Origin of the sequence: Tenacibaculum sp., from assembly GCF_048269885.1 — a bacterium.
In the GTDB taxonomy this organism is placed as follows: domain Bacteria; phylum Bacteroidota; class Bacteroidia; order Flavobacteriales; family Flavobacteriaceae; genus Polaribacter.
Genome location: NZ_JBLWTZ010000008.1, coordinates 1 through 23,896, shown reverse-complemented (window position 1 = coordinate 23,896; position 23,896 = coordinate 1). Strand labels below are relative to the sequence as shown.

The following is a 23,896-nucleotide window of genomic DNA, read 5'->3' as shown; positions in this document are numbered from 1 at the left end:
ACATTAACTACTAAACTTTTTATTTATGGAACCATTTTTAGGTCAAATTACGATGTTCGGAGGAAACTTTGCTCCAAGAGGTTGGGCATTTTGCGATGGACAATTACTGGCAATTTCACAAAACACTGCTTTATTTTCAATTTTAGGAACCACGTACGGAGGAGACGGAAGAACAACTTTTGCTTTACCCGATTTAAGAGGTAGAGCTCCAATAGGCCCTAGAAATGGCCCTGGCTTAAGTGATTATAGATTGGGTCAAAGAGGAGGGGTAGAAACGGTTACCTTAAACATTACTCAAATGCCAAGTCATAATCATGCAACTCAAAACAATACAGCTGCTGACCAACATATTCAATTAAGTGCTGATGCTGGTATTCGTAGTACTCCTCAGGCAGGAGATGTTCCTGCTGGAGCAAGTTTTGGATCTGGTATTAGTGCCACACCTGTAAATGCTTATGGACCAGCTAACAATACTGTTAATGGACAAACTATTAGTGCTAATGCTGGTTTGAATATACTTAATACAGGTGGAAACCTACCACATACTAATGTACAACCTTACTTAGCTGTTAATTATATTATTGCTTTGGTAGGTGTTTTTCCTTCTAGAAATTAACTTATTTGCTATAATTCATTTGATAAAATAAAACTCTAGTGAAAATCATTAGAGTTTTATCTGTAAAATTATTTAACCAATCATATACTAAATAAAAATGAAACATCGTTACTTTAAATTCTTATTGAATATACTTGTTTATTTTGTGCTTATTTTTTCTAATAAGCAATTGAACGCTCAGACCCCTAGTACTATGGAATTTGGTTCATCAACTGTGGTTTTAGCAACTGGTACAAATCCTAGTGCTGATCAATCAGTTAATTCTCTATTAAATAGCTTTGATATCTCTAGTACATCTAGTGGCAACATTGTTCTTGCCTTTGCCACAAATGGGAACGGAGTAGGTACTGATGCAATTGGTGGAGCCTCGGATGCTGTATTAGCTTGGGCAGGAAACGGTACTTTTTCTGTTAGTTCTGGAACACTATCAACAGATAGTGGTGGGGAAATAGGTATTACATCAATGCAATTTGCTTACCAACAAGCTATAGGTGGTAGCACACTTGATTTCACATTCATTGGTAAAAAAGATGGTGCAACAGTTGGTACACTTGTCTTAGTAGACCCTGCTCATAACTCTGCCATAAATATAAACTTAGCTTCACCTACTACAGGTTCTTTTTCAGATATTGACGAAATAGTTATAACACCTGCTACTCCTATTTTTGGGGGATTTTCAATAGATGGTATGGTAGTTACATCTGCTTTTTCCAATACAGCTCCTGTAATTGGAGGAACAACCGCTGGTCAAAGTGTAAATGATAATAGTACTCTTTCTCCTTTTTCAAGTATCACAACTACAGATGCAGATGGAGATAACTTATCTGCTACCATTACGTTAGATAATAATGCAAAAGGAACATTAACAGGTACGGGACTTTCAGGTACTGGTCCTTATACTATAGCTAGTACTACACCTGCTGATTTACAAACAAAACTAAGAGCTTTATCTTTTAATCCAACTGATAACAGAACAGCTACTTCAGAAACAACTACTTTTACAGTTGTAATAAATGATGGTACTACTGATGATACAGATAATACAACAACAGTAATTTCAAATGCAGTTGCACCTGCTGTTTCTAGTGTGAGTGTACCTGCCAATGCTACTTATGTAACAGGACAAAATTTAGATTTTACCGTAAACTTTGATGAGAACATAACTGTAAATACTACAGGTGGAATACCTCAAATAGCTATTACTATTGGTGCTACCACACGCCAAGCAACCTATATTAGTGGTAGTGGGACAAGTGCTTTGGTTTATAGACATACGGTGCTTTCAGGTGACTTAGATACTGATGGTATTGCTGTTGGAACTTTAGCTGCCAATGGTAGTACTTTAAAAGATGCTGGAGGAAAAGATGCTATCCTAACTTTAAACAGTGTTGGGGCTACAACTTCTGTTCTAGTAGATGCTGCTTCTCCAACCGTTACAAGTGTTAGCGTACCATCAAACAATAATTACCTTACAAGTCAAAACTTAGATTTTACCGTAAACTTTAATGAAAATGTAACTGTAAATACTACAGGAGGAACTCCTCAAATAGCTATTACTATTGGAGCTACTACGCGTCAAGCAGCTTATTTAAGTGGAAGCGGAACAAGTGCCTTAGTTTTCAGGTATACAGTACAATCAGGTGATTCAGATACTGACGGTATAGCTGTTGGTACTTTAGCAGCAAATGGAGGAACGTTAAAAGATGCTGCTTCTAACGATGCTATTTTAACATTAAACAGTATTGGTAATACCACCAATGTTCTTGTTGGTATAGAAACCGTCACTTGGTCTGGATCTACTGATAACGATTGGAATACAGCATCGAACTGGAGTCCTAGTGTGGTTCCTCCTACTAATGCTAATGTTATTATCCCATCTAGTTTAACAAACTACCCAACAGCTTCATCAGCTGTGACTTTTAACTCTTTAACAATTAATAACGGTGCTTCTTTTATACCACAAAGTACTGTTACTGGTACAGTAACTTATAAAAGAAGTTTACCAACTACAAACTGGTACTTAGTATCACCTCCTGTTGCTGGTGAAACTTTAGAGGATATTATTGCTAACCATACCTTGGCTTCTGGAACTGGTGGTAATTTAGGATTAGCTCCTTATAGCAATATTACTGGACCTGCTTGGTTATATGTCCAAAGTGGTAATACAGGAACAGTAACTAATGGAACAGGTGTTTCTATTAAGTTAGCTACTCCTGGAGAGGTTTCAATTAGTGGAACAGCTAATACTTCTAATATTGCTAAAGCTATTTCTACAGGTAGTAGAACTAATTACAACCTTGTAGGGAACCCGTATACATCATATATCAATTCTGCTAGTTTTACAGCTGCAAACTCATCTATACTTACTAGTGAGACTATTTGGTTATGGAATGGTACGCAATACATCACCCGAAATGCAGTTAACCCAATTGAAATTGCTCCAGGGCAAGCTTTCTTTGTAGAAGCTGCATCAAGCAACAATGTTATTTTTGCTTTTTCAAACCAAAGTCATCAAAATTCAGATACATTCATGAGACAGGAACCTATTCCTTCAATTGAATTATCTGTTAATAATAACGATATCAAGAGGTCTACACAAGTCTTTTATGTATCAGGAAAAACTACGGGATATGATAGAAGTTATGATTCAAAAATGTTTGGAGAGGACTCTTCTGATTTAACTATTTTCACAGAGTTACTTACTAATAATCAAGGAGAAAAATTAGCAATTCAAACATTGCCAAATACTGATTATGAGAATATGGTTATTCCTGTTGGTATACATGCCGAAACTGGTAAAGAAGTAACGTTCTCTATCAATGCTAAAAACTTACCTACCAATGTAAATGTATATTTAGAAGATAGAGTTAATAACCTCTTTACTAACTTATCTGAAGAAAACTACACTGTTATGCTTGCAAATAAAACCAATGGTATAGGTCAGTTCTATTTACACACCAGTGCTAAAAAACCAACAGAAATTGATTCTTCTATTGACAACATCAGTATTTACGGTTCTTCAAATAATGAAATTACAATAGTTGGCTTACAATCAAAAGCAAATGTAGCCATCTACTCTGTTTTAGGTAAAGAAGTTTTAAATCAAAATATAACATCTAACGGTGTTAGTAAAATAAGTGTTCCTGGTATAGTTACTGGTGTGTACATTGTGAAGTTAACATCTAATTTAGGAGAAACTTCTAAAAAAGTAATTTTAAAGTAAACAAACTACTAAAGCCGAAGAATCATGAAAAAAAATATAGAAAATAACGACACAAAAAAGAACGAGATTACTCGTAAAGAAGCGATTAAAAAAATAGGGAATTACGGTAAATATGCAGCATTAACTGCTCTAGGTACCTACATGATATTAAACCCTAAAAAAGCACAGGCACAAAGCCCTGAAGACCCTGGTCAAGATTTCTAATTTTATTTAATATTTATATTAAAAACCTCGATAGTCTTATCGAGGTTTTTATTTAACATTTAACTAATACAAGCCACTTATAAACAGTTAATTAATTTTGTACTTTGTACTCTACAAAAAAGATTACAAAATGAGACAAAATTACTTTTTGATAGTATTTTTACTATCATTCTTTTCTATTCATGGGATATTTTCTCAAGAAATTTTCAATGCAGATTTTTCTAACGACGGTGATGGATTTCCCGATCATACCACATCAAATCCACCCGCAACAGGTCCACAAACAACAGCTAATTTTGGCACGTCGCCAAATCAATGGTATTTATCATATGATACAGCTCCTAATTCTGATACCTCTGCTAATTCTTTTAAAGTAATGAGTGGTGCTTTAATTTCAAGTGATTGGGGAGGACAAGGTATATTTACAAGCCAACCCATTGACATTTCTTCTACCTCTGTAATAAGCATATCTGCAATAGGTGAAAATGTTGGGGCAAACGATAACTCGTTTAAGTACTTTTACATTCTTGATGGAGGAACTAGAGTTGAAACTGAAGTAAGTCCAACAACTAATGGAGACCCAGTAAATTACTCTATTATCAACCTAGACGTTTCTGGAAGTTCTACCTTACAAGTTGGTTTCGAATTTAGCGAAAATGGTAGTGGAGATGGGTACTCTATATCCTCTTTCACTGTTTCTGAAACCTCCGATCCTTCGGTTGGATTTGACAATGCTTCAAGTTCTGAAAATGAAACTAACACTCCTTTTAATACTTTGATTCCTGTAACTTTTTCTAATTACTCTTCAGATGTAACAATAGGTGTAAATATTAATAGTTCAAGTACAGCAGAAGTTAGTGATTATACATTAAACACACCTTCCTTAACGTTTACTAGTAATGCTACCCAAAACATATCAATAACTATTAATGATGATATAGACTATGACAGCGAAACTATCATTTTAGATTTGGTGATTACTTCTGGAACAGCTAACATTACCATTCAACAACACACAATAACAATTAATGATGATGACATACCAATTGTTATCAATGAAATTAATGCAGACCCAGATGTAACCAACGGAGATGCAAACGGTGATGGAACTGTAAATACTTCTGAAGATGAATTTGTTGAAATTTATAATATCAGCGGAGTTGATCTAGATCTTTCAGGTTGGATTTTGGCAGATGCTGTTAGCGATAGACATGTTTTCCCAAATACAACTATTTTACCTGCTAATGAAGCTATTGTTATTTTTGGAGGAGGAACTCCCATTACAGTACCTGGGTTAGTTCAAGTAGCTTCTTCAGGTATATTAGGACTTAATAATGGGGGCGATTCCGTTATTATTAAAAACAATTCTGGTAATGTCGTTTTAACAGAAACATATGGAGCTGCTGGAAACAATCAATCAATTGCAAGAAATGAAGATTTTACGGGTTCTTTTATAGAACACTCAACAATAACATCTAATCCAGTATTGTTTTCTCCAGGGAGAAATAATACTGACAATACTCCCTTTTCATCAACAATAAAATGGACAGGAACGACAAGTAATGATTGGAGTACTGCTACCAACTGGTTAGACAACTCTTTACCCGTAGCGACAAGCAACATTGTTATTCCTTCTAATTTAACAAAATACCCAACAGCTTCATCAGCAATTACTTTTAACTCTTTAACGATTAACAATGGGGCTTCTTTTGTATCCCAAAACACCGTTACGGGTACAGTCACTTATAATAGAAACTTGGCAACCAATAACTGGTACTTAGTCTCTTCTCCTGTAAATGGAGAAACAATAGAAAACCTAATTAGTAATAATACTTTTGATACTGGTACAGGAGGCAATATAGGTATAGCTCCTTACAACAATAATGGCACTGCATGGAACTATAAAAATATAAGTTCTACTGGAAGTGCTACTTCTGGTAAAGGTTTCTCTGTTAAATTAGCCACTCCTGGTGATCTTAATTTTACAGGAACCATAAATAATAACAATATTACCTACCCTATCACTCAAAATACAACTAATTTTAACCTAATAGGAAATCCATTTACATCGTATATAAACTTAGGTACCTTTCTAACCGATAATAATATGGCTTTAACAGAACAAACTATTTGGTTATGGAATCAAGCTACTGGAAGCTATGATTTAAAAATGTCTGGAATAGATGCTGCTTTCCAAATTGCTCCTGGTCAAGGTTTTTTTGTTAGTGCAGCCTCTAATACAAATATTACTTTTAATGCTTCAAACCAAAGTCATCAAACAGATTCTTTCCAGCGAACACCAAGGACTACAATTAATTTAATTGCTACTAAAAACAAGGTCTCTAAAAGCACCAAGCTATATTACATAGCTGGTACTACTACAGGATTTGATAATGGTTTTGATGGTACTGTGTTTGATGGTACTACTGATAAATATACTCTTTTCACACAGTTAGTAACCAACAACAATGGTAAAAATTATGCGATACAATCATTACCAAGCAAGAAAATGGAAAGCACCATTGTACCTATTGGGCTTACGGCCTTGACTGGGCAAACAATCGAATTTTCAGCTCAAAGCAATAATTTACCAGCCAACATTAAAATATATTTAGAAGATAGAGTTAACAATACGCTAATTAATTTATCAGAAAATAATTACAATGTTACTCTTACAAGTGATGCCAATAATATTGGACAATTTTATTTACACACCAGCTCTAAGGTTCCTGAAGTTAAAGACATCAATACTTCTTTAGATAAAATTAGCATTTATAATTCTTCACATAACGAAATTACAATAGTTGGGCTTCGAACTAAAGTTAAAATAACGGTGTACTCAGTTTTAGGTAAAGAAATCCTAGCCCAAAACATAACCTCCAACGGGGTTAGTAAAGTAACGCTTCCCAATATATCTACCGGAGTATATATTGTTACATTAAAAACTGATTTAGCGGAAGTTTCTAAAAAAATAATTTTAAAATAACCTATCAAGCTATTAATAATCATGAGGAAAGACATGAAAAACACGAATACAAACTCTGAAGATATTACTCGTAAAGAAGCTCTAAAAAAAATAGGAAATTATGGTAAGTATGCTGCATTAACTGCATTAGGTACTTATATGATTTTACTACCTAAAAAAGCACAAGCTCAAAGTCCGGAATCTCCGGGTGATGGCTTTTAAAAACCATTAAATAATTTTACCAAAAACCTCGATAGTTTTATCGAGGTTTTTTATTTTTAGAAACTATGAATTATATCGTACTAAAGCAAAATATTGAAAATAAAAGCATTGTTTGGTTTGAAGACAATAACCAATATATCGTTATGGAGCCTTTAATGGCAGAAATAATTTTGCTCTTACATAAAAAGACGGAAAAGCAAAAAATAATTAATCAACTATTAAAACAAGTTACGATTCCTTACCCAGAAGCAGTTAACCTTATAAATGATGTTGAAATTTTACTTACTTCTTCTAAAAGAACAACTTTAACAGAGTTACCTCCAGTTACAAAACCTAAAAAATTCAGTAGTATAAAATACTATCATATTCATAATTTACTCTTTAAGGTTAATTATGCTTCTGAACTAGAAACCTCTTTGGTACATCCTAAATTTGCGCATCTAGAAGTTAAAGCACAACCAATATTTCAACACGAATTAAAAATATACAGTAATGACAAATCTATTTCTTTTACAGTTGATGATTCACTTATTGGAACATGGTCATTAAAAGAGATTCATTACTTTCAAGGTAAATTTTCTATGGAATTGGTGCAGAAAATTCATAAAAAAGACGAACATGATTGGATGGGGGTTTTTCATGCATCAGCAATTGGTAATAATAATAGTTCTATATTATTTTTAGGTGACTCTGGTAATGGAAAAAGCACTTCACTGGCATTATTACAAAATAGTGGTTTTACTTGTTTAGCTGATGATTTTGTTCCTGTTGATAATAATTTAAATGTACATAGCTTTCCTTCTGCTATATCTATCAAAAAAAACAGTTTAGAAACCCTATTTCCTATTTATCCTGAGTTAAAAACATCTGCTGAATATCATTTTAAAAGACTAAATAAAATTGTTCGCTATCTTCCTACAAACAATCATGATTACTCTTTAAACCTCCCTTGTAAAGCTCTAATTTTTATTAAGTATCAAAAAAACAGTGATTTAATCATTGATAAAATTTCAAATATTACAGCTTTTGAACAGTTAGTTCCTGATTCTTGGTTGTCTCCAATATCTCAAAATGTGGAGCTTTTCTTAGATTGGTTTGAAAAGTTACCATGCTATCAATTAACCTATTCTGATAATCAAAAAATGATTACAACTGTCAAAAAAATCTTTGCTGATGAATTATAAAGAAACCTTATTTTTTATTGGAAAATGTTTAACAATCACTCATGAAAAGCATAATCGTGAATTAGTTGAAAAAAAAATAAAAAACAACACGGTTGATTGGGACGCTGTAGTTAAAGTGAGTACAGCTCAGTATGTGTTTCCCGCTTTGTACTGCAACTTGAAACGTGCGAACTTTTTACAGTACCTTCCTAATGATTTGGTAGAATACATGCAACATATTACTAACCTCAACAGAGAACGAAATGAACATATCATAGCAGAAGCGAAGGAAATTAACAAGCTTTTGCTCTCAAATAACATCACTCCTATTTTTTTAAAAGGAACTGGTAATTTACTAGAAGGAATATACATAGATATTGCTGAACGTATGGTGGGTGATATTGATTTTTTAGTCAATCCAGAAAAATTTAAGATTACTGTTAATATTCTCAAAGAAAATGGATATAAAGAGAAGACTTCTGATTATTTAGATAATACAGTTTTAAATAGACATTATCCCAAAATAACCAAAAAAGAAAAAATTGCTGCCATTGAAGTGCATTATAAAATGATTACAAACGAAAAAGGATTCGACTATAATTTTATTGAAAATAGCCTAAAAAAACTGACGAATAACATAAATATCCTTTCGTATGAAAATCAAATTCTTTTAACTTGTTTTAACAAGCAAATTAACGAGAAAGCTCAATGGACTAAAACAATCTCTCTAAGAAACTCTTATGATCTTTATATGTTATCTAAAAGAGCTTCAATTAAGACGGTTTTAAACAAGTTTTATCATTCTAAATCTGACTATTTAAAAAACTTTCTTGCTATTACTAATTACATTTTTGGTTCTCCTGAATCACTCGTATATATAAAAACACATAAGACTGAGAGCTACATCAAAAAAGTACTTTTTTTCATTAACAACCCAAAAGAAAGTGCTAATAACAAAAAAAAATGGGACCTATATTTTTTAAATAAACACCGCTTTTCTGTTATTTTAAAATCTTTTTACTTAAAAAAGTATAGAAAATATTTATTTGATAATTTTTTTTAATCAACCAAAGCCCTACCCTCCTCAAAATCTAACCCTCCGTAGTTACCAGAACTCATTAACAACAAAGCTGTGTTTTCAAGGTTTTGGCTAAATAAAAATTCTTTAAACTCTTGTGGATTTGTATATATAATTAAATCATTGCGTTCAAACGCTTGGGCTATTTGCGCCTCAGACACTTCTTTTAACTGTTTAATTTGTACTGCGTGTGGAGAATAAAACACTACTGCTATATCTGCCTTATCTAAAGCTCCTTTATATTCTGATAAAAACTCCGCATTCAAGCTCGAATAGGTATGCAACTCTAAACAGGCAAACAAAGTATTATTTGAATATTGATTTTTAACCGCTGCTGTTGTAGCAGCCACTTTTGATGGTGAATGCGCAAAATCTTTAAACACCACTGTTGAAGAATTTTCTGCTATTTTCTCTAAACGCTTGCTTGCTCCTTTAAAACTAGCTATTGCCTCATAAAACTCATCTTCATCAATTCCCATGTGCTGACAAATCCATTTTGCCCCTGCCAAGTTTTGTAAATTATGTTCTCCAAAAATTTCCAACGGTAAATCTCCTTCTTCCGTTTCCAAGTAGGTAATTTCGTTATCAATAAAATAATCTGGGGTTTTATAAGAATATTTTTTTATCGGGTGATTAGAGCTTTCAACAACTTCTTTTAGAACTTTATCTTCCTCATTATACACCATAATACCACCATTGGTCAAAGAATTTGTAAAAATTGAAAACTGTTCTACATAATTTTCAAATGTTGGAAATACATTGATATGATCCCAAGCAATTCCACTAAGCAACGCTATATTGGGTTTGTACAAATGAAACTTTGGTCGCATATCTATCGGAGAACTCAAGTATTCATCACCTTCCAAAACAATAAACTCATTTTCTTCGGTTAAATGTACCATTGTATCGAAACCATCTAACTGAGCTCCTACCATATAGTCTACTTCTCTATCATGATAATTCAACGCATGTAAAATCATAGAAGTAATCGTTGTTTTTCCGTGAGAACCACCTATAACCACACGAGTTTTATCTTTAGATTGCTCATATAAAAATTCTGGGTAAGAATAAATTTTCACTCCAAGCTCCTGTGCTCTTTGTAACTCTGGATTGTCTTTTTTCGCATGCATTCCTAAAATTACTGCATCTAAATCGATCGTTATTTTTTCTGGAAACCAACCAAACTCATTCGGTAATAAACCCTTATTTGCTAAACGAGTGTTTGAAGGATCGTGAATCGTATCATCACTTCCTGTTATTTGGTATCCTTTTTGTTGTAATGCGATTGCTAGGTTATGCATTGCGCTACCTCCGATAGCTATAAAGTGAATTTTCATAGTGTTCTTATCTGTGATATAGGCATCAAAAATACAAAACCAAGCGAGAATTTTAAGTATCTTTAAATCGAAACTCTTTAAATAGCTATGTTCACTCACTCAAATAGCACCTTTACAAACTTCAACTTGTAAAAAACTGCTGTTTTTAAGTGTTTTGTTCATATAAACTTACGATTAGTGTCAAAAAAATAAGACTATAGAACTATTCAAAAAATATAGATAAATGAAAAGAATAACCCCCATTTTGCTAATGATTTTATTTTCAACCTTAGCACACGCCCAAGAAAACTATACCAACCTTTGGGAAAAGGTGCACAAATTTGAAGCTGAAAACCTACCTAAATCTGCTTTAAAAATAGTAAACACCATTTACGATAAAGCTGAAAAAAACAACAATGCTCCTCAAGTTATAAAAGCTCTGTTTTATAAAAGCAAGTACACTCTTACATTAGAAGAAAACGCACAATTAAAAATTATTAATGAGTTCAAACAACAAATTAATCAACATAATTTTCCTACAAAAAACGTACTGGAAAATGTATTAGCGAACTTATACTGGCAATATTTTAATCAAAACAGGTGGAAGTTTTACAACCGTACCCAGACACAAGAAAAAGTAGATGAAAATGATTTTAGAACATGGGATTTAAACACACTGTTTACTGAAATTCATTGTCACTATCAAAATTCTTTAGAAAATGAATCGGAGTTACAAAAAACAGCTATTTATACTTTTAAAGATATTCTTCAAACAGAAAAAGATGCTAAAAAATACCGTCCTACTCTATTTGACCTCCTAGCTCACAATGCCTTAGCATTCTATAAAACCACAGAAACTAACATTGTAAAACCTACTTATCAATTTAAAATCGATGACGCAGCATACCTAAGTGAGGCTAACAAGTTTTCTGCATTAAACCTTAGCACAAAAGATGATTTATCATTACAGTTTAATGCCTTAAAAATTTATCAAAAATTAATTAACTTTCATTTAAAAAGCAAGCACCTTGATGCACTTGTTGATGCTGATATTCAACGATTACAGTTTGTTAAGCAGCATATAACTTTAAATAACAAACAAGAGTTATTATTACAAACACTGAAAACATCAGTTCATAATTATAAAAACAACAAAATTTCTGGATTGTACAGTTATGAAATAGCTAGAATTTATAATCAACAAGCTGGATCTTATAAAGTTGGAAAAAATGAAGAGTTTCGTTTTAAAAACAGCGAAGCACTTGCTATCTGTAAAAAAGTTATTGAACAATTCCCTAAGAGTTTGGCTACTGAAAAGTGTACCCTTTTACAACAACAAATTACAGCTACATCACTCAGTATTCTTTCTGAAAAATGTGTACCCATCCAATCTCACTCAAGGTTACTAATTACTTATAATAATATTGAGAAACTATACTTCTCTGCTTATAAAATTGATTATAAACAATTAGAAGAGCTTCAAAAAATTTACAAAGAAGAAGAACGCTTTAACTTTATAAAAAAGCTTACAAAAACTACTTCATGGAATAGTAACTTACGAAATGAAAAAGATTATTTATTACACACAACTGAGGTAGTAGTTCCCGAATTAACTCAAGGAAATTATTTAATTGTAGCGCATCAAAATGCTACTTTTAACTCTGAAGACTTATATGCTACTGCTCATTTGCAAGCAACCAATTTAGTTTTAGTAGAAAATAATAATGATGGTGTAAAAACGTACCAAGTTGTTGATAGAAACAATGGAAAACCAATTAAAAATGCTGAATTATTATTACAAAACAAACAGCGCAGATATGGAAAATCGATTCACAAAAAACTAACAACTGACAAAAACGGATTTGCTTCTTTTAAAAGTGATACTAGTTATGGTAATGTGTATGTTACAGTGACATACAAAAACGATACTGCTATTTTTGGTAACTACTACCTGAATAAATATCAAAAACAAGTCTCTCCAACTGCAAATGATAGTTATACCTCTATAAAGCCGTTTATTTTTACTGATAGAAGTATTTACCGCCCGGGACAAACGGTATACTTTAAAACTATTTTTATTCAAGAAAAAAAGGACAAATCAACACCTTTTACCAATGAGTTTGTACAAGTAACATTAAATAATGTTAACGGAGAAGCAGTAAAAACACTAGATTTAAAGCTAAACGAATACGGATCGGCTTCAGGAGAAATTATACTCCCCAGTACAGGATTAACTGGAGAGTATTGGTTCTCAATTGATAAGAGTGATAAGCAAAAAAGTACCTTTTATGATACTATAGATTTTGATTTTGAAAGAGAAGATCATATCACGCGTATTTCAGTGGAAGAATACAAACGACCTAAGTTTGAAACAGAATTTAAACCTGTAACAAAAACCTATAAGTTACATGATAGCATTACGGTAAACGGATTGGCAAAAGCTTTCGCTGGATCAACTATTACAGATGCTAAAGTAAAATACCGTGTACATCGTAAAGTACAATATCCTATTTGGTGGTACTGGCGTAAACCTCAGTTTACTTCAGAAGCACAAGAAATTACACACGGTGAATTAATAACTGATGCACAAGGTAACTTTTCAATTACATTTAAGGCTTTACCCGATGAAAGTGTAAACAAAGACAACTTACCTGTTTTTGAATATGAAGTTACCGCAGATGTAACTGATGTTAATGGCGAAACTCGCTCAGCAACTGCTATTGTAAAAGTAGGATATCACGCATTACTTGCTACAGTACAAATTCCTTCTACAATACATAAATCGGATAACGAAACAACAATTGAAATATCAAGTAAAAACTTAAACGGTGAGTTTGTTCCTTCTAAAGGAAACATTAAAATATACAAATTACAAGCACCTAAAAATCCGTTACGTAAAAGACCATGGGATACTCCAGATTACCAAGATATCTCAGAAAGTGAGTTTAGAAACTTATTTCCTCATGACGCTTATACTTCAGAGGAACAAAATTTTGTAAATTGGAAAAAAGGGAAACTGGTATTTCAACAAAACTTCAACACAGAAGACTCTAAAAAAATTAGATTTAACAATTATAAAAAATGGGATTCTGGAAAGTATATTGTTATTCTAGACACCAACGATGAGTTTGGTCAAAAAGTTACTGACAAAGCTCTTTTTACAGTAATTGATAACAAAGAAAAAAGTGTAACAGACAATCAATTATTCACGTATAACACAAATAAAACGACTTACAAACCAAATGACATTGCTGAGTTACAAATTGGTTCTGCTTCAAAAGATGTTACGGTTATAGTTCAAATAGAAAAGAATCAAACCATCGTAAACTCAGAGCTCATTCATTTAAACAACAAAACCAAAACAATTAAAATCCCTGTTACCAAGCAAGACATTGGCGGATTTGTTATCAAGTATTATTTTGTGAATTACAATAGTTTTGTAAGTGGAACAATTCCTGTTTCTGTCCCAAATGAACAAGATAGCATTAGTATAGAAACCAATACCTTTAGAGATAAATTACAACCTGGAACCCAAGAAACGTGGAGTTTTACCATTAAAAACGATACAAATAACAAAGTAGCAGCAGAGGTGTTAGCGAGTATGTATGACGCTTCTTTAGATGAATTTAAACCTCATAATTGGGAGTTTTCACCTATCTCAACTTCTACATATTACTCACTCAGTGGTAATGCTAATGCGTATCAAAGTTTTGGTAACGAACGTTTCAGAGTTTTTAACAATACCTATCCTAATTCGTTTAAAACTCAGCGATACGACCAATTAAACTGGTTTGGTTTTTATTTCGGAATGAATAGAGATATTCGTTTAAGAGGCTTAGCTATGAGTGCTAAAATACAACCTTCCCCAGAAAGAGAAATGATTGTTGAAGAGAAAGAACTTATGGAAGATACTCAAGCAAATTTACTAGATGAAATGGTTGTTGTTGCTTTAGCTGAAAAGAAAACAGAGGAAGAGAAAACTTCTTTAGACGGCGTACAAATTCGTAAAAACCTTCAAGAAACTGCATTTTTCTATCCGCATTTACAAACCGATAAAGAGGGTAATATTACCTTCAGCTTTACTACTCCAGAAGCTTTAACACGATGGAAACTGCAGCTGTTAGCACACACAAAAGAATTGCAATCTGCTACCAAAACAATAACTACTGTAACTCAAAAAGAGTTGATGGTAATGCCTAATGCTCCTAGGTTTTTAAGAGAAGGAGATCAAATTACATTCAGCTCTAAAATTGCTAATATCTCTGATAAAAAATTACAGGGTACGGCACAACTTGTATTGACCGATGCTATTACAGGAAAAGAAATCAACTTGTTAAACAATTCAACAAAGAATCAGTCTTTCAGTGTTAATGCCAATGGAAATACCAATGTATCTTGGAACTTATCAATTCCTGATACGTATCAAGCAATTCAATATAAAGTAGTTGCCAAGGCAGGAGATTTTTCAGATGGTGAACAAAATGTGTTACCAGTATTATCAAACCGAATGTTGGTTACAGAAACGCTACCTATGTGGGTTCGTTCAAATCAATCTAAAACATTTACCTTAGGTAAACTAAAAAATCAGACTTCGACTACACTCAGTCACCATAAATTAACATTAGAAGTTACCTCTAACCCAGCATGGTACGCTGTACAGGCCTTGCCATATTTAATGGAATACCCGTACGAGTGTAGTGAACAAACCTTTGCACGTTATTATGCAAATACCTTGGCAAGTCATATCGCAAATTCAAATCCGAGAATACAAGAGGTATTCAATGCTTGGAAGTCTTCAGATGCTTTATTGAGTAACTTAGAAAAGAATCAAGAGTTAAAATCGTTGATTATCCAGGAAACCCCTTGGTTACATGATGCTCAATCAGAAACTGAACAAAAAAAGCGCATTGCTTTGTTGTTCGATTTAAACAAAATGAAAAACGAGCAACAAAACGCTATTAACAAGCTCTCACAAATGCAATTAAACAATGGTGGGTTCCCTTGGTTTAAAGGAAATGATAATCCTAATGCATATATCACGAATCATATTGCTACCGGTTTTGGACATTTGCAAAAATTAGGCATCACCAAGATAGATAATTCTACAAAAAAGATGCTTGTGGATGCTATCCACTTTTTAGATGTTGAAATTGAACATACCTACAAGAAGTTATTAGAAAGTGCTGAACGTATTAAAGCTGAAAAAGGTCAAAAAAAATATACTGAGTACTTAAAGAAAAACCACCTTAACTATTTCATTGTTCAGTATTTATACATGCGTTCTTTTTATAAAGATATCGATGTTAATAGTACAACTAAAACCGCTATTGAATACTACAAAAATCAAACAGCAACTTACTGGAAAGAATTTAGTTTATACGGAAAAGGACAAATTGCCTTACTACAGTTTAGAAACGGTAATACACAAATTGCTGATAAAATTTTAAAATCTTTAAAAGAAAACAGTATTATTTCTGATGAATTAGGAATGTACTGGAAAGAAAATCAACCGAGTTGGTATTGGTACCAAGCACCTATTGAAACACAATCGTTGTTAATTGAAGCTTTTTCAGAAATTGAAAATAACACTGAAACGATTGATAACCTAAAAATATGGTTACTAAAAAATAAGCAAACCAATCGTTGGAAAACTACCAAAGCAACTACAGAAGCTGTATATGCTTTATTATTACGAGGTAGTGATTGGATATCGGTAACTGATATGGTAGATGTAACAATTGGAAATCAAACCATCAATCCTTCTAAATTAGAAGACACCAAAATTGAGGCGGGTACTGGTTATTTTAAAACCTCTTGGAATGGTTCTGAAATTACTCCTAATATGGGTACCGTTCGTATTACTAAAAAAGGAAACGGTATTGCTTGGGGTGGATTGTATTGGCAATATTTTGAAGACCTAGATAAAATTACCTCTGCTAAAACTCCTTTACAGCTGACTAAAAAACTGTTTAAAAAAGTAAATACTAATACGGGTAAACAACTTCAAGAAGTTACAGAAAACACACAATTAAATGTAGGAGATTTAATGACTGTTAGAATTGAACTTCGCTCTGATAGAGATATGGAATTTGTACACATGAAAGATATGAGAGCCAGCGGAGTTGAACCTATTAACGTATTATCTCAATATAAATGGCAAGATAACCTAGGATACTATGAAAGTACAAAAGATGCTGCAACAAATTTCTTTTTTGAGCGTTTACCTAAAGGAGTCTATATATTTGAATACGATGTTCGTGTAAATAATACCGGAAAATTTAGTAATGGAATTACTACTATACAAAGCATGTATGCTCCTGAATTTACTAGTCATTCTAAAGGGAAAAGATTACTAGTAAAATAAAATAACTATCTTAGCAATACATAACATTAAATTAAAAATTATGAAAAAAATCTTTTTATTTATCGGTTTTTTAACCCTTTCCTTTTTCACTGCCAACGCGCAGGATATTTCTAAAAATGCTATTGGTCTTCGTTTAGGAGATAATGATGGTTTTGGTGCTGAAATTTCTTACCAACGTAGATTAAGCGACAACAATCGTTTAGAACTTGACTTAGGTTTAAGAAATGGAAGTGGCTATGACGGATTTAAAGCGACTGCCTTATACCAATGGGTATGGCAATTGGAAAACCGTTTTAACTGGTTCGCAGGTGCTGGTGGTGGTTTAGGTCACTGGAATGCAAAGAATGTAGATGCATCAGAAACCTACATTTTTGTTTCAGGTGTAATTGGAATCGAATACAATTTTGATATTCCATTAATGATTTCTTTAGACTACAGACCTGATATTGGATTTGGTGATTATTATAAAGATTTTAACTCTGATTTTGGATTAGGTATTCGTTACCAATTCTAAAAAGACATAAAATTTCTTAAAAGCCTTCAAAATAATTTTGAAGGCTTTTTTTTGTTTGCAAACTCATAAAATTAAATACCTACTATTTTTTTAAAGTAATTTCTATATTAAATAAAAAAGACTAAAACATTACAAAAACCTCAATTAGTTAACATATAATCAACCTTATACATATGTTTTAATAATTTTTTACTAACAAATTTGAAATCTAGTTCCTAGTTATCATAAATAATTTCGCCGTGGATAATTCACTAAAGATTTCAAAATGAAAAAATTAATTTTAATTGCTCTTTGCTTTATAAGTGTTTTAGGATACTCACAAAGTAAATCAGGATTAAAAGGAAGGGTTTTAGACGAAACAAACCAACCTTTACCAGGAGCTACAATCAGTATTCCTTCTCTACAAATTGGGATTTCTACTAATTTTAATGGAAACTATGAGCTTTTAGACCTTCCAAAAGGAAGTTATGAAGTACTAATATCATTTTTAGGTTATCAAACCCTAACAGAAACCATTACGCTTACAAGCAACATACAATCTAAAAACTTTTCTTTAACTCCTAAAATAGATAGGTTGGATGAAGTTGTTATTAAAGGAAGTATTGGTAAAGGACAAGCCAAAGCCTTAAACCAACAAAAAAACAAGGAAAACATAACCAATATTATTTCTGCTGATCAAGTAGGAAAGTTTCCTGATGCCAATATTGGAGATGCCTTAAAACGTGTTCCTGGTATTTCTATGCAAAACGACCAAGGTGAAGCTAGAGATATTGTTATCCGTGGGCTAGCCCCTCAATTAAACTCAGTAACCTTAAACGGTGACAGAATTCCGTCTGCCGAAGGTGACAACCGTAGAGTTCAAATGGATTTAATTCCTTCAGATATGATTCAAACCATTGAGGTTAACAAAGCTGTTACCCCTGATATGGAAGGAGATGCCATTGGTGGTTCCGTTAATTTAGTTACACGCTCTGCTCCTACTACTTTTAGAGCTTTCGTTGCAGGTTCTTACGGACAAAATCCTGTAAGAAATACACCTAACTATAATGTTTCTGCATTAGTTGCTAACAGAGCTTTTAAAGACAAACTAGGCTATGTAATCAATGCTTCATACAACTCTAACGATTATGGTTCAGATAATGTCGAGTTTGAATGGGAAAAAGAAAACGATAAAACTTACATTGGAGAACACGATATTAGACGTTACGATGTAAAAAGAAACAGAATGAGTGTTGCTGCCAACTTAGACTGGACTCCTGACAACAACAATACACTTTTCTTTAAATCAATGTACAATCAGAGAAACGACTATGAAAATCGTTATAGAGTGCGTTTTAGAAAAATAGACGAACCAGATGCTACAGGATTATCAAAGGCTGAAGTACGTCGTCAAACTAAAGGAGGCATCAACAATGATACCAACGACAACACTCGTTTAGAGCGTCAAAGCACTTACAACATATCTGTAGGTGGAGAACATATTATTTTCGGAAACATTAAATTAAACTGGAAAACAGGAACTGCCAAAGCTAAAGAAGAACGTCCAGACGAACGTTATATCAGTTTTGAAAATGATGATATTGAAGTTATGCAAGACTTCTCGCGAACAAACTTCCCAGTATTACGACCAACAAATAACGATTTTAACGATCCTTCAACTTTTGAATACAATGAAATAACGCAACAACAAGGATTTACACAGGAACGTAAAATCAACTCTAATTTTGATGTTTTGGCTCCTATCAATGCTACTGGAACTTATAAAAACTCTTTAAAATTTGGTTTTAAATACAAGTACAAAGAAAAAGTAAGAGATAATAGCTTTTATGAGTATGATTTAGAAAATCAATTTCCAACTATGAATACTACCACTACTAATGACTATACTATTAATGGTTATTTAGCGGGTGACGATTATAAATCTGGCCTTTTCGTTTCAAAAGAATTTTTAGGAAATTTAAGCCTAACAGGTGGTGAACTTGTATTAGATGAGTTTGTTCCTGAAAACTACGATGCTAATGAAAATATTTATGCAGCATACGGAATGTTACAACAAAATTTAGCTAACAACTTTTCTTTTATTGCTGGGGTAAGAGTTGAAAAAACAACAATAGATTATAATGGTTTTGCTATTGATGTTGAAACGGCTAATGATTTAAGTGATGTAACTAAAACATCAGGAGCTCGAAACTATACCAACTGGTTACCTAACCTACAAGCTAAATACAATATTAACAAAAACACCATTGTTAGAGCTGCTTGGACCAACACAATTGCAAGACCAAACTATTACGATTTAGTACCTTACAGAAATATTAATAGTGATGATATTGAAGCTGAGTATGGAAATCCTAATTTGGATCCTACTGAAGCGATGAACTTTGATTTAATGTTTGAGCACTACTTTAGCAACGTGGGTATTCTATCTGCTGGAGCATTTTACAAAAGCTTAGATCAATTTATTTACAATTCTATTACTGAAGAACCAATTACTATCGGAGGTGTTACAGAAACTTATGATGTCACAAGGCCTTTCAACGGAGGTACTGCCGAAATTTATGGTTTTGAAGTAGCTTTACAACGTAAACTAAACTTCTTACCTGGCTTCTTAAGAAACTTAACTGTATATGGTAACTACACCTATACAGATTCTAAAACAGATGGTATTGCAGACAGAGAAGATGGATTGCCTTTGGCGGGAGCTGTTAAAAATATGTTTAACGGATCATTAGCCTATGAAAGCTCTAAACTATCAATTAGAGCCTCTTTAAACTTTGCTGATGATTATATTTTTGAATACGGAGACGATACCTTTACGGATGTATTTTATGACGAACAATTGTTTGTAGACCTAAATGCTTCTTACCGTATTACTAAAAACTTACAAATCTTTGCAGAAGCAAAAAACTTAACCAATCAAGAATTGCGTTTTTACCAAGGTACAAAACATCAAACTATGCAGGCTGAGTTTTATAACTATAACTGGAACGCTGGTTTAAAATACAATTTTTAAGAATGAATAATGCATACAGAATAATACTTACTTGCCTTATTCTAAGCGCTTGTAAAGTTGAAAAAATAGTACATCAAAACCCACAAGCGAAACCAGTAGTAGCTTTGGTTGCTGACGCTGAAACAGCACCTGTTACTTCTTTTGACGATGCTGCAGATGACCCGTGCGTGTGGATAAATCCCGCTGATGTAACAAAATCAACCATAATTGGCACAAACAAAAAAGAAGGTTTAGAAGTTTATAATTTAGAAGGAGAACGTTTGTATTCTTATAAAATAGGACGTGTAAACAATGTTGATATTCGTGATGGATTCTTATTAAACGGAAAAAAAGTTTCGGTTGTTACTGCTAGTAATAGAACCTACAATACTATTTCTATACTGATTGTAAAACCTACAGGAGAATTAGAAGACACCGCTGCTAGAAAAATAACTTCTAACTTAAAAGAAGTGTACGGTTTAGGGATGTACAAGAGCCCTAAAACTAACAAAATTTATGTTTTTATGGTTGGTAAAAAAGGCGGTGTTGAACAATGGGAATTGTTTGAAAACAACACTCAAATTGATGCCAAGTTAGTCCGTGAATTTTCATTAGGAAGTCAAGGAGAAGGTATTGTTGCCGATGATGTACACGCTAAGGTATATATTGGAGAAGAGAACAAAGCCTTATGGAAATACGATGCTGAACCCAATGCTGAAAACAACCGTGTAAAGGTTATCAGCACCAACGATTTGAATATGAAAGATGATTTTGAAGGCGTTACTTTATACGATGCTGGGAACGGAAAAGGATATATTATTTTATCCTCACAAGGAAATAACAGTTATGCTGTTTTTGATAGAGTTAGCAATCAATACCTAGGAAGTTTTTCATTAAAAGATGGTGCTATTGATGGTACCTACGATACGGACGGAATTGATGTAACCTCTGTTAATTTTGGTACAAAATACACTAAAGGATTCTTTATTGCACAAGATGGTGCCAATACCCAAGGTAAAGACAGTTTACATCAAAATTTTAAAATCATTGACTGGCAAAAAATTTCTAAGAGTCTACATTTAGATTCGTCAAATTAGTGTGTTTGTTGTGTAATTTAAAAAGCCTCTAAATTAAATTAGAGGCTTTTTTTATGTGTATACAAAAGCTCCTTTTTAAGAAATAGACAACACTTTTTCACATTTTATTTTCCAGTGGTAATTTTCTTTTTCTAGATATACTAAAATTGAAACACCGTTTAAATGACCTATACTCATATCTACAAATACAATTGCTTTGTCAAAAGCATCATTAAAAGCTATTCGTGAAAAACTTAACAACAAGTCCATGTTATCAAAACCTTTCGATGGTAATTTTCTAAATTCCTCTTTGTACTGTATTAATGTATCTTTATCGTAAACAGTAACTCTTGATATATTTAGCTTTCTACTTTCTCTCAGGTCATTAAATTTTTCAAGTAACTTATTATTAACTACATCACATTTACCTCTAAAACTATATCTCTCTTTTACGCCAAATAAGCTATCTGTTATAGCAATAGTTTTCTTTTTAGTTAATTGTTTATAGTGATATTTATATGCTCCTATGCTATCTTGGCATGTCATTGTTCTAACATTATAGTCTTTAGCATTTGGCAATGGAGGTATAGAAAGAACAGGAGGCATAACTAAAAAATCTTTAGCGTCCTCAGTCAAAAAAGTAATAATTTGATAGGTGTTTTCTTCTTCGTAATTTCTTGTTTTCATTTTTTTACAAGAGGAAAACAAAAGAAGAAAAATTGTTAAAATCATTAATAGCCTTTTCATTCTTTAAGAAATAGATAAACCTTCTCTACATTTTATTTTCCATTCCCCCTTCTCTTTTTCTAAGAAGTACAATGCTGAAAAACCATTTAATCTACCAAAATTTGTAGCCATAATTACTATAGCTTTATTTTCTTCTTTATTAAAAGCTATTCGTGAAAAAGTTAAAACCATATCACATTTATCAAACCCTTTATTAGACATTTTGGGATAATAATCATGATAAGGTATAATTACAGAATACCTATTATCTTTTATTTTTGTTAAATCTAAGGTTTGTGTCCCTTTTATTTTGATAAAATCATTGTATAAGCTATCAAAGTTCTTTGTTATACATGGTATATTTCTTTTACTTAAATCTATACTAGGACTTTGCTTTTTATCAATACATACTACACGTCTACCTCTACTTTTTATATAAGAGTTAACTATTTTGGTTGTATCTTTTATAATTTTCCTATCTCTCTCTATGATTTTTTGTAAAGAATCAAACTCTATTTTGGGATCGGGTGGGGATACAGGAAAAGCTAAGATATGGGTGTGATATTTAGTGATGTAATTATAAAGTGTTTGTACAACTTCATATTTAGCTTCTTTACCCTCTTTCTGTGTTTTCTTACAATTAAGAAAGAATAGCAACGGTAAAATTATGATTAACTTTTTCATTTATTAGGAAATAGATATCACTTTTTCACATTTTATTTTCCAGTGGTAATGTTCTTTTTCTAGGTAAATAAGTGTTGAAATACCATCTAGTTTTTCAAAAATTACCCCAACAGATATCAATGCTTTAGTATAACCTTTATTAAAGGTTATGTCAGAAAAACTTAACAGTACATCTATTTCATCAAACCCTCCTCCTAACATTTCTTTATGCTTTTCAGTATAATAAATTAAAGAGTCTTTCTTTGAATTGGCTACTTTGTTTATGTCTATCTTAATATTATTTCCCGACTTTAAAAATGATGTTATTAGTTGGTTATCATTTGTACATTCATTTATTATTTGTAACTCTTTTTCTTTATATTTTTTTTTCGAAACAGAAATCTGAGGCCAAAAAGCTATTGTTTTTTTTCTTACTGTTTGTTTGTAAAAATATTTATAACTCCGAAGACTATCCTTAGTTGTAAAATTATAAACACTACCGTCTGGTGGTGGTGGAAACCCCGGAGGTAATACCATTGATCCTCTTAGGTCACTTAATAATAGCCCAATAACTTGATACGTATTTTCTTCTTCTATAGTACTAGCTTGTTGTTTTTCTTTACAGGAAAACAAAAGAAGGGCTATAATTAAAAAATAGTTTACTTTCATTTATCGTGCAATTACTGTTCTAACTACTTTAAACTTCAAATATTTATCCTTTTCAATCCTTAATAAAAAATATAAATCTTTAAATAATATATTTGGATTGTTTTC

Annotated in this window: 15 protein-coding genes; 11 read left to right on the top strand and 4 right to left on the bottom strand. The window is 32.3% G+C overall.

All coding sequences use genetic code 11. From position 1 onward, the window contains the following. The first annotated feature begins 25 nt into the window (after window positions 1–25). The 7 genes from ACN0WY_RS07575 to ACN0WY_RS07545 all read left to right on the top strand — a co-directional run bounded on the left by ACN0WY_RS07575 (window position 26) and on the right by ACN0WY_RS07545 (window position 9,456). On the top strand, window positions 26–616 hold the full coding sequence (locus tag ACN0WY_RS07575; protein WP_417799987.1) for a phage tail protein: 591 nt from the start codon (window positions 26–28) through the stop codon (window positions 614–616). 193 nt (window positions 617–809) lie between these two features. Then, the gene (locus ACN0WY_RS07570) at window positions 810–3,839 is read left to right on the top strand and encodes a T9SS type A sorting domain-containing protein (protein ID WP_417799986.1); all 3,030 of its coding nucleotides are present in this window, start codon (window positions 810–812) and stop codon (window positions 3,837–3,839) included. A 24-nt stretch (window positions 3,840–3,863) separates the two neighbouring features. Beyond that, entirely contained in the window at window positions 3,864–4,043 is a 180-nt protein-coding gene (locus ACN0WY_RS07565) for a hypothetical protein (RefSeq protein WP_330489017.1), read from the top strand. Window positions 4,044–4,173: 130 nt separating this feature from the next. Then, the gene (locus ACN0WY_RS07560) at window positions 4,174–7,029 is read left to right on the top strand and encodes a lamin tail domain-containing protein (protein WP_417799985.1); all 2,856 of its coding nucleotides are present in this window, start codon (window positions 4,174–4,176) and stop codon (window positions 7,027–7,029) included. A 21-nt stretch (window positions 7,030–7,050) separates the two neighbouring features. Beyond that, window positions 7,051–7,230: a hypothetical protein gene (locus ACN0WY_RS07555; RefSeq protein ID WP_417799984.1), complete on the top strand. Its 180-nt coding sequence runs from the start codon at window positions 7,051–7,053 to the stop codon at window positions 7,228–7,230. 65 nt (window positions 7,231–7,295) lie between these two features. Further along, the gene (locus ACN0WY_RS07550; RefSeq protein WP_330489014.1) at window positions 7,296–8,414 is read left to right on the top strand and encodes a hypothetical protein; all 1,119 of its coding nucleotides are present in this window, start codon (window positions 7,296–7,298) and stop codon (window positions 8,412–8,414) included. After that, window positions 8,404–9,456: a nucleotidyltransferase family protein gene (locus tag ACN0WY_RS07545; RefSeq protein WP_417799983.1), complete on the top strand. Its 1,053-nt coding sequence runs from the start codon at window positions 8,404–8,406 to the stop codon at window positions 9,454–9,456. The genes ACN0WY_RS07550 and ACN0WY_RS07545 overlap by 11 nt, the downstream gene beginning before the upstream one ends. On the opposite strand, the gene ACN0WY_RS07540 is transcribed toward ACN0WY_RS07545, so the two are convergent. Further along, complete coding sequence (locus ACN0WY_RS07540; RefSeq protein ID WP_417799982.1) at window positions 9,453–10,808, bottom strand: UDP-N-acetylmuramate--L-alanine ligase; 1,356 nt, start codon at window positions 10,806–10,808, stop codon at window positions 9,453–9,455. The genes ACN0WY_RS07545 and ACN0WY_RS07540 overlap by 4 nt on opposite strands. 223 nt (window positions 10,809–11,031) lie before the next feature. On the opposite strand from ACN0WY_RS07540, the gene ACN0WY_RS07535 reads away from it, so the two are divergent. From ACN0WY_RS07535 to ACN0WY_RS07520, 4 genes are all read left to right on the top strand, one after another. Next, the gene (locus ACN0WY_RS07535) at window positions 11,032–17,151 is read left to right on the top strand and encodes an alpha-2-macroglobulin family protein (protein ID WP_417799981.1); all 6,120 of its coding nucleotides are present in this window, start codon (window positions 11,032–11,034) and stop codon (window positions 17,149–17,151) included. Between the two features lie 40 nt (window positions 17,152–17,191). Next, complete coding sequence (locus ACN0WY_RS07530) at window positions 17,192–17,665, top strand: hypothetical protein (RefSeq protein WP_330489010.1); 474 nt, start codon at window positions 17,192–17,194, stop codon at window positions 17,663–17,665. Between the two features lie 265 nt (window positions 17,666–17,930). Further along, window positions 17,931–20,678: a TonB-dependent receptor gene (locus ACN0WY_RS07525; protein ID WP_417799980.1), complete on the top strand. Its 2,748-nt coding sequence runs from the start codon at window positions 17,931–17,933 to the stop codon at window positions 20,676–20,678. A 2-nt stretch (window positions 20,679–20,680) separates the two neighbouring features. After that, a complete protein-coding gene (locus tag ACN0WY_RS07520) occupies window positions 20,681–21,754 on the top strand; it encodes a phytase (protein ID WP_417799979.1) in 1,074 nt (357 codons plus the stop codon). Window positions 21,755–21,829: 75 nt separating this feature from the next. Here the strand turns inward: ACN0WY_RS07520 and ACN0WY_RS07515 are convergent, their stop codons facing one another. The 3 genes from ACN0WY_RS07515 to ACN0WY_RS07505 form a co-directional block, all read right to left on the bottom strand. Continuing rightward, a complete protein-coding gene (locus tag ACN0WY_RS07515) occupies window positions 21,830–22,420 on the bottom strand; it encodes a hypothetical protein (RefSeq protein ID WP_417799978.1) in 591 nt (196 codons plus the stop codon). 63 nt (window positions 22,421–22,483) lie between these two features. Further along, window positions 22,484–23,143: a hypothetical protein gene (locus ACN0WY_RS07510; RefSeq protein WP_417799977.1), complete on the bottom strand. Its 660-nt coding sequence runs from the start codon at window positions 23,141–23,143 to the stop codon at window positions 22,484–22,486. 3 nt (window positions 23,144–23,146) lie between these two features. After that, complete coding sequence (locus ACN0WY_RS07505) at window positions 23,147–23,791, bottom strand: hypothetical protein (RefSeq protein WP_417799976.1); 645 nt, start codon at window positions 23,789–23,791, stop codon at window positions 23,147–23,149. Between the last annotated feature and the right edge of the window lie 105 nt (window positions 23,792–23,896).

Coding starts and splice junctions, on each gene's coding strand:
- ACN0WY_RS07565 (WP_330489017.1), top strand. CDS start 3,864: ATGAAAAAAAATATAGAAAATAACGACACAAAAAAGAACGAGATTACT.
- ACN0WY_RS07550 (WP_330489014.1), top strand. CDS start 7,296: ATGAATTATATCGTACTAAAGCAAAATATTGAAAATAAAAGCATTGTT.
- ACN0WY_RS07560 (WP_417799985.1), top strand. CDS start 4,174: ATGAGACAAAATTACTTTTTGATAGTATTTTTACTATCATTCTTTTCT.
- ACN0WY_RS07540 (WP_417799982.1), bottom strand. CDS start 10,808: ATGAAAATTCACTTTATAGCTATCGGAGGTAGCGCAATGCATAACCTA.
- ACN0WY_RS07520 (WP_417799979.1), top strand. CDS start 20,681: ATGAATAATGCATACAGAATAATACTTACTTGCCTTATTCTAAGCGCT.
- ACN0WY_RS07515 (WP_417799978.1), bottom strand. CDS start 22,420: ATGAAAACAAGAAATTACGAAGAAGAAAACACCTATCAAATTATTACT.
- ACN0WY_RS07510 (WP_417799977.1), bottom strand. CDS start 23,143: ATGAAAAAGTTAATCATAATTTTACCGTTGCTATTCTTTCTTAATTGT.
- ACN0WY_RS07530 (WP_330489010.1), top strand. CDS start 17,192: ATGAAAAAAATCTTTTTATTTATCGGTTTTTTAACCCTTTCCTTTTTC.
- ACN0WY_RS07545 (WP_417799983.1), top strand. CDS start 8,404: ATGAATTATAAAGAAACCTTATTTTTTATTGGAAAATGTTTAACAATC.
- ACN0WY_RS07525 (WP_417799980.1), top strand. CDS start 17,931: ATGAAAAAATTAATTTTAATTGCTCTTTGCTTTATAAGTGTTTTAGGA.
- ACN0WY_RS07575 (WP_417799987.1), top strand. CDS start 26: ATGGAACCATTTTTAGGTCAAATTACGATGTTCGGAGGAAACTTTGCT.
- ACN0WY_RS07570 (WP_417799986.1), top strand. CDS start 810: ATGGAATTTGGTTCATCAACTGTGGTTTTAGCAACTGGTACAAATCCT.
- ACN0WY_RS07505 (WP_417799976.1), bottom strand. CDS start 23,791: ATGAAAGTAAACTATTTTTTAATTATAGCCCTTCTTTTGTTTTCCTGT.
- ACN0WY_RS07555 (WP_417799984.1), top strand. CDS start 7,051: ATGAGGAAAGACATGAAAAACACGAATACAAACTCTGAAGATATTACT.
- ACN0WY_RS07535 (WP_417799981.1), top strand. CDS start 11,032: ATGAAAAGAATAACCCCCATTTTGCTAATGATTTTATTTTCAACCTTA.